Below are 7,969 nucleotides of genomic sequence, written 5' to 3'. Positions count from 1 at the left end.
GGCGTGGGAGAGTCGGTGGAGGATTTGCTGGATTTTCAGCCCGAATGGTTCGTCGCCGCGCTGTTTGGCGAGCCGGCTCCCCGCTAGGGGGCGCTTATCTGCTCCCGGAGAACACCCGCAGCGGCTGCCGGGGAGTGCAGCCCTCGGTGGGTTCGGTCCCCTGGACAAAGGCCTCTGTCAACTGCTTCCCGCCGCATTTGGCCGAGGGGAGCAGGCCGGTCCGCGCGTCGACCCGGACCAGCTTGATGCCGGGCGGGGGCTCGGGGGCGGAAAGGCCATTTTTTCTCTCCTTCAGCCACTCGGCCATGATCTCCTTCCAGATGGGAAGCGCCGCGGAGGCGCCCGACGCCCGGAAGCCCATGTCCTTGTTGTCATCTCTTCCCACCCATGTACCGACGATGAGATTGTCCGAGAAGCCGACGAACCAGGCGTCGCGGTAGTTGTTGGTGGTCCCCGTTTTTCCCGCGATAAAGGCCGGGAGGCGGCGGGCCGAGATCCCGGTTCCATTGGTGATGACCCCGCGGAGGAGCATTTTGATCTGGTAGGCCGTCTCGGGAGAGATGACGCGGTGCGTTTGCGGGACGTTTTCTTCGAGAATGTGGTTGCTCGCGTCGGTGATTTTCACGATGGCGTAGGGCCTTGCGTTCACGCCATCGGTCGCGAAGGGGATGTAGGCGCCGGTGAATTCGAGGGGCGATACCTCGAATGTTCCCAGCCCGAGCGAAAGATAGGGCTTCATCTCGGACTGGATGCCCAGCTTTCGCGCAAATTCAACCGCACGGACGGGTGTGACCTGTTCCAGCAGTTTGATGGTGGCCAGGTTCAGGGATTTCACGAGCGCGTCGCGCAAGGTCACGGGGCCGTAGAATTTGTTGGAGTAGTTGCGCGGCTTCCAGGCCTTCTCGGTTCCCGGAAGGCGCCGGACGAAGGGGGAGTCCATCAGGATGTGGGAGGGGGTGTAGCCCATCGTCAGCGCCGCCGCCATGATGATGGGTTTGAAGGCGGAGCCGGGCTGGCGCTGGGCCTGGACGGCGCGGTTGAACTGAAAGCGCCGGAAGTTGGTCCCACCCACCATGGCCTGGATGGCGCCGGTGGCGGGGTCGAGGGCGACGACGGCGCCCTGGATGCTGATTTCCCACACGAGACTCATGGTTTTCCGAAGGCGATCCACCTTGACGGCCCTTCCGAGAACCAGATCCCCCTCCCGCAGATTCAGGGTGCTCGCATCGGGGGGAATCGTCATTTCCGCCTCATACCCGCCGATGTTTCCGCGAATGATTTTGTCCTTGATTTCGGAGACGTAGAACTGGAATCCGTCCCCCAGGCGGGGGGGGCGGTTTCGCCGGCTGCCGGCCGGAAGAAAGCCGCGGAGGGCGTTGGCGCTCTCGATTCCCTTGAGAAAATTTTTATGCGCCGTTTTCTGAAGCTTGAGGTCGAGGGTGGTGTGCACCTGCAGCCCGCCCTGATAGAGGGCCTGTCCGTATCTTTTCTCGAGCCGTTTTCGGAGCATCTCGGTGAAATAAGCGGCCTCGGGGACGATGCTGTTCAGCGGCGGAACGAGGCGGATGGATTCCTCGACCGCAGCCGCTTCCTGGGACGGGGTGATGTAGCCGGCCTCCCGCATGCGCCGGAGCACCAGATTCCTTCTCTGGCGGGCGGCTTCGGGGTGCAGGCGCGGATTGGACCGGGCGGGTGCCTTGGGCATCCCGCCGATGAGGGCCATTTCGGCCAGGGTCAGCTGTGCGGTGCTCTTCCCGAAGTAAATCCGTGCAGCGGCCTCGACGCCGTATGCGCCGCTCCCCAGATAGATTTGGTTGAAATAGAACTCAAGAATCTCGTCCTTCGTAAAGCGGCGTTCGATTTCAAGTGCCAGAATCGCTTCTCGGATCTTTCTCCGGTAGGTGCGCTCGGGCGTGAGAAAGATGACCTTTGCGAGTTGCTGGGTGATGGTGCTCCCGCCCTGTACTTTTTTCCCGGCGCGCAGGTTTCGCACGAATGCGCGAAGGATGTCGGGGTAGCTCACGCCGGGGTGTTCGTAGAATCGGTTGTCCTCGATCGCGAGGAAGGCCTGCCGGAGCCGTACGGGGATTTTCGCCAAAGAGATGGGAATCCTTCTTTCCCGGTAGAACTCGGCGATCACCTTTCCGTTTCGGCTGAACACGCGGGTGACCGTGCTCGGCTGGTAGTTGGTCAGGTACTCGAGTTCGGGGAAGTCGAAGATGTAGGTATAGCCCGCGCCCATGGCGCTACCGCCCAAAATGGCCAGCGCGATGAGGAAGACAAGCAGTTTTCGCCGTTTCAACGGTTTGGAGGGGGCAGCCACGGAACCGGGTATCCTTGGGTTTGAACTCGGCCAATCGTCTGGCGGCATTGCAGTCCACCGAAGGGGTGGAAACGGTCGATTATAGTACCCACGGGCCGCAGAGGGCAATGAACCGGATCATTGACAACGGGGGAGCGATTCCCAAAAAATATGTCCCGGATTGCCTTTCACCGGGAAAGGGGTGCCTGGATGGAGCAGATTCGGGTTTTGGTGCTGAATCGGACGTTCGAGCCGATCAACGTCTGCAATGCGCGGCGGGCCATCCGCATGATGGTCCTCGGAAAGGCGGAGACCCTCGCGGTCGACGGCGTGCAGGTGCGGAGCGAGCACATGGAAGTTCGCGTGCCGGTTGTGATTCGGCTTCTTCGGTACGTGAAGGTCCGCCGGTACGGAAGGGTGCCCTTCAGCAAGAAGAACATTTACCGGCGCGATGTTTTCACCTGCCAGTACTGCGGCCAGACCGGCGGTCAGCTCACCATCGATCACATCGTGCCCCGGTCCCGGGGCGGGAAAACCACGTGGGAGAATGTGGTCTGCTGCTGCCGCCCGTGCAACACCCGGAAGGGGAACCACTTCCTGGACGAGATCGGAATGGGGCTGGTGCGCCTTCCCGGAAAGCCGCAGTTCTCCTGTCCCGAGTGGATGAGTCCCCACTTGCTGGGGGATATCCACACTGGCTGGGAAAAATATATCCATCCCATCCGTACCTGATTTTCTGCCGCTTTATCCCCGCCGGCCATTCGGTTAGACTGATCTTGGGCTATCGCGCCCTGGCCCCTTAAATCAGGTTTCCTGGAAGAGGTTTTCATCTCTGCATGAATTCTTATCGGCTTCATTCCGAATATGCCCCCACCGGGGATCAGCCCCAGGCCATCGAGGCGCTTGTGCGGAATTTCGAGCAGGAATTGCACCACCAAGTGCTTCTCGGCGTCACGGGCTCGGGGAAGACCTTCACCATGGCCAACGTCATCGAGCGCCTCGGCAAGCCCACCCTCGTCATTGCCCACAACAAAACGCTGGCGGCACAACTCTACAACGAGCTGAAACGGTTTTTCCCCGAAAGTGCCGTCGAGTACTTTGTCAGCTACTACGACTACTACCAGCCCGAGGCTTACGTCCCGACGACGAACACCTATATCGAGAAAGACGCCTCCATCAACGATGAGCTAAATCGGCTGCGCCACTCGGCTGCTCGCTCGGCGCTTACCCGCCGCGACGTGGTCGTGGTCGCCAGCGTGAGCTCTATCTACGGCCTGGGCTCCCCGGAGGATTACCAGGGCCTTCATATTTATCTGGAACGCGGACAGAAGATGGACCGGGATGAACTGCTGACGCAGCTCGTCCGGATTCAGTATCAGCGGAACGATATCGAACTGCGGCGGGCGAACTTCAGGGCCCGTGGCGATGTGGTGGAAATCCTTCCGGCGCACGAGGAGGAGGAGGCCATTCGCGTCGAGTTCTTCGGCGATGAGGTGGACGCCATCAGCGAGATCGACCCCATACGAGGGAAAGTGATCCGGCGCCTCGATCAGATCGATATCTATCCGAACAGCCACTACATCACACCCGAGGAGCGGCTGGCCCGCGCCATCGAAAGCATTCGGGCCGAGCTCTGGGAGCGGACCGCCGAGCTGGAGCTGGCCGGGAAGGAGCTGGAGGCCCAGCGGCTCAAGCAGCGGACGCTCCACGATCTGGAGATGTTCCGCGAGGTGGGCTACTGCCCGGGAGTGGAAAACTACAGCCGGCATCTGGACGGCCGCTATCCGGGCGATCCGCCGGCGACGCTGCTTTCGTATTTCTCGCGGGATCATCTCATCATCATTGACGAGAGCCACGTGACCATTCCGCAGCTCCGGGCCATGTACCGCGGCGACCGATCGCGGAAAGAGTCTCTGGTGGAGTACGGCTTCCGCCTCCCCTCGGCGCTCGACAACCGCCCGCTCAGCTTCGAGGAGTTCGAGGAGCGGGCGGGGAACGTCCTCTACGTTTCCGCGACGCCCGGCCCCTATGAATTGGAGAAGAGCGGCGGCCTTATCGTGGAGCAGATTCTCCGGCCCACGGGTCTGATCGATCCGCCCATCGAGATACGATCCGTGCAGGGCCAGGTGGACGATTTGCTCGATGAGGTGCGGAAAGTGTCGAAGAAGGATGAGCGTATCCTGGTGACTACCCTGACGAAGCGCTTCTCCGAAGACTTGACGGAGTATTACCGGGACCTCGATGTTCGGGTCCGCTACATGCACAGCGACATCGATACGCTCGAGCGGGTGAAGATCATCCGCGAGTTTCGGGCCGGTGAGTTCGACGTGCTGATCGGGATCAACCTTCTGCGCGAAGGGCTGGATCTCCCCGAAGTTTCCCTGGTGGCGATTTTGGATGCGGATAAGGAGGGTTTTCTGCGCTCGGAAACCGCGCTGATCCAGACCTCGGGTCGCGCCGCGCGGAACATCAACGGCCGCGTCATCATGTACGCCGACCGGGTGACGGATTCGATGCGGCGGGCGATCGGGGAAATGGAGCGGCGGCGCAAGATCCAGATAGCCTACAACCTAGAGAACGGCATCACCCCGCGCTCGATCTCCCGCCAGATGGACCAGCTCCTCGAAAGCGTCTGGGAGCGGGATTACCCCGAAATTCCCTCGGTCGCCGAGGAGGCAGCCACTTACGGCGAGACGAACGGAGCGGCGCTGGAGAAGCTCCGGGCGCAGATGCGCGAGGCGGCCCAGCGGCTCGAATTCGAGCGGGCTGCGGAGCTCCGCGATCAGATTCTCGATATCGAGCGCCGCCGGCTCGGGGTGAAGGTATAGCCGATGGGCCTGACGCATACAAACGCGGAATCCGCGGGGCCACAAGCACGGAGCGCCATCTCGCCCGAAAGGCTGCGCGCCCTCCCCGATAAGCCCGGCATCTACATCTTCAAGAATGCCAAGGAACAGGTCCTCTACGTCGGCAAGGCGGTGCGCCTCCGGAGCCGGGTGCGCAGCTATTTCGGCAAAAATCCCGGGCGGGGGCCCTGGATCGCCAAGATGGTCGAGGATATCGCCGCCATCGACACGGTAGTCACCTCGAACGAGATCGAGGCCCTCATCCTCGAGAGCAACTACATCAAGAAGTACAAGCCGAAGCACAATGTCATTCTCCGCGACGACAAGCAGTACCCCTACCTGAAAATCAGCACCGATGAGGAGTGGCCGCGGCTGAGCATCGTGCGGCGCCCGGGTTCGGACGGCGCCTCCTACATGGGGCCTTTTCCGGCGGCGGGGGGCATTCGACGCACCATCCGGTTCATGCAGAAAACCTTCCGCATCCGTGCCTGCACGGGCGGGCTGGAGGACAAGTCGGCCCAAAGATGCCTCTACTTTCAGATGGGGCAGTGCCTCGGGCCCTGCGACGGCCTCCAAAGCCATGCGGATTACATCAGTTCGATTCGCGATGCGGTGGATTTTCTCTCCGGCCGAAGCAAGAACCTGATCGATCGCCTGCAGGCCGAGATGAAGGCGCACTCGGACGCCATGCGCTTCGAGGCCGCCGCCGGCATCCGCGATCAGATTCAGTCGCTGGAGCGTCTTACCGAGAACCAGAAGATCGTTTCTCTGAAAAATATCGATCAGGACGTGGTTGGCCTGAACCGGGAGAGCGATCGGGCGTTCCTGCGCCTGCTCTTCATCCGCGGCGGAAGGCTTTTGGGGGATCAGCACCTCTCGGTCGCGGCCAGGGGCGGCATGCCGGACGAGGAGGTGCTCTCCTCTTTCGTGAAGCAGTACTACCGCGACAAGGTTCAGCTTCCCGACGAGATACTCCTTCCGGCGGAACCGGCCGACCGGGAGGTCATCGCCGACTGGCTCTCGGATCGGCGGGGGAGAAAGTGTACGGTCCTCACTCCGCGGCGGGGCGAGAAAAAAAGACTCGTCGAGATGGCTTGCGAAAACGCCGGCCAGGACATGGAGACCGAAGACGCCCGTATCGAGAAGGACCAGACGACGCTGGAGGCGATGCGGGCGGCGCTGGAGATGGAGGAACTGCCGCGCCGCATCGAGGCTTTCGATGTGTCGAACCTTCACGGAAGCCATATCGTGGGCGCGAGCGTGACCTTCAAGGAGGGCAGGCCGCTCAAGGACGGCTACCGGAGGTACAAGGTCCGCACCGTCAGCGGCGCCGCGGACGATTTCGCCTCGATGCGCGAGATCGTCTCCCGCCGCATGGAGCGCCTGGTGAACGAGGGAAAGCCGTTGCCCGACCTGCTCCTGATCGACGGGGGAAAGGGCCAGCTTTCCGCCGCCGCCGCCGCCCTCGAGGACGTGGGGGTGGCCGATGTTTTCCTGTGTGCCATATCGAAGGGAAAGACGGCGGACAACCCGGCGGATCATGACGTAATATTCCTGCCGGGGCGGAGCGCCCCGGTGCGAATGCGGGAGGGCAGCCCGGAGAAACTCCTGCTGCAGCGGATCCGCGATGAGGTGCACCGCTTCGTCATCACGTTTCACCGGACGCAGCGGACCCGCGGGGAGATTCGGAGCAGCCTCGACGATGTTCCGGGTCTTGGCCCCAAGAAAAAGCGGGCGCTGCTCCGTACATTCGGCAGTCTGCGGGGAGTGTTGGCGGCGGCGGATGAGGCCCTGCTCGCCGTGGAGGGGATCACTCCCAAGATCGTTCACTCTTTCCGGGAGCACATGGGAGTGTCGTCCGAGGCGAGCGAAAAGGCGGAGGCGGAAAATTGACAGGGCGCGATGTGGGCTATGCGGTTCTCTCCGGCCTGTTTCTGGGGTCCCTCTTTCCGCCGTTCCGCTTCGAGGCGCTGGCGTGGATCGCGCTCGTGCCCTTGCTGTGGTCGCTGGACCGCAAGAGGCCCCACGAGGGATTTGCGCTGGGTTTTCTCACAGGGCTGATCGCCTATGCCATCATCATCTGGTGGGTGAAGATCACCATGGTCAGCTACGGCGGCCTGAACCCTGTGCTTGCGTGGCTCATTACGCTGGTGCTGGCCGCCTACATGGGGGTCTATGTCGGGCTCTTCGCGTATGGCCTCGTCATGATCGGCCGGGGCAACGGGCTGCTGGTCTGCCTCCTCGCCGCGCCGATGTGGGTTTCGCTGGAGCTGATCCGCGCGTACTTTCTGTCGGGATTCCCGTGGGCTTTGCTGGGCTACAGCCAGTACCGGGTTCTCCCGGTGGTGCAGATCGCCGATCTGGTCGGGATTTACGGCGTTTCGTTTTTCATCGTCGCCGTGAACGCCGCGGTCTGGCATTTCTTCCGCCACCCGCACCGCTCGCCGTTTTGGGTCGTGAGTGGAACCGCCATTCTCTCGGTGCTGGTTCTGGGGTACGGCTATCTGCGGCTGGCGGAACTCTCCACGACGCCCGCGCCCTCCGCGCAGCGTCTGGTGGGGATCGTCCAGGGAAACACCGACCAGGGAGAGAAGTGGCCCCCCGGCCGGCAACTCAAAATCCTGCAGACGCACGAAGCCATATCCCACACGATCGCCAAGGGGTTTCCGAGGAGCGGCCTTTCGGCGCCGCCGCTTATCGTTTGGCCGGAGGCGGCTGCCCCCTTCATCTACTCCGAGCAGCCCCGGCTGAAGGCCCGGATCGTGGAAACCGCGCGGCAGACGGGCGCCTATCTCCTCTTCGGTACGCTGGGGACGAAAGA

The 7,969-nt window shown here is 62.4% G+C and carries 5 protein-coding genes; 4 read left to right on the top strand and 1 reads right to left on the bottom strand.

Annotated elements, in window-relative coordinates:
- Nucleotides 1–94: 94 nt before the first annotated feature.
- The gene (locus O2807_08895; protein ID MDA1000612.1) at nt 95–2,323 is read right to left on the bottom strand and encodes a PBP1A family penicillin-binding protein; all 2,229 of its coding nucleotides are present in this window, start codon (nt 2,321–2,323) and stop codon (nt 95–97) included.
- Between the two features lie 189 nt (nt 2,324–2,512).
- Between O2807_08895 and O2807_08890 the strand changes: the two genes are divergently transcribed.
- The 4 genes from O2807_08890 to lnt form a co-directional block, all read left to right on the top strand.
- On the top strand, nt 2,513–3,034 hold the full coding sequence (locus tag O2807_08890; protein MDA1000611.1) for an HNH endonuclease: 522 nt from the start codon (nt 2,513–2,515) through the stop codon (nt 3,032–3,034).
- Nucleotides 3,035–3,138: 104 nt separating this feature from the next.
- Nucleotides 3,139–5,130, top strand: a complete 1,992-nt coding sequence (gene uvrB, locus O2807_08885) for an excinuclease ABC subunit UvrB (GenBank protein ID MDA1000610.1) — start codon at nt 3,139–3,141, stop codon at nt 5,128–5,130.
- 3 nt (nt 5,131–5,133) lie between these two features.
- Nucleotides 5,134–7,041, top strand: coding sequence for an excinuclease ABC subunit UvrC (gene uvrC, locus O2807_08880; GenBank protein MDA1000609.1), 1,908 nt, complete (start codon nt 5,134–5,136; stop codon nt 7,039–7,041).
- A partial coding sequence (lnt, locus tag O2807_08875) for an apolipoprotein N-acyltransferase (GenBank protein MDA1000608.1) occupies nt 7,038–7,969 on the top strand: 932 nt, incomplete at its 3' end. The genes uvrC and lnt, both read left to right, overlap by 4 nt.

The sequence above is a fragment of the bacterium genome (assembly GCA_027622355.1).
In the GTDB taxonomy this organism is placed as follows: domain Bacteria; phylum UBA8248; class UBA8248; order UBA8248; family UBA8248; genus JAQBZT01.
Note: the sequence above shows the minus strand (reverse complement) of the source record. Positions and strands in the feature narration are given on the sequence as shown.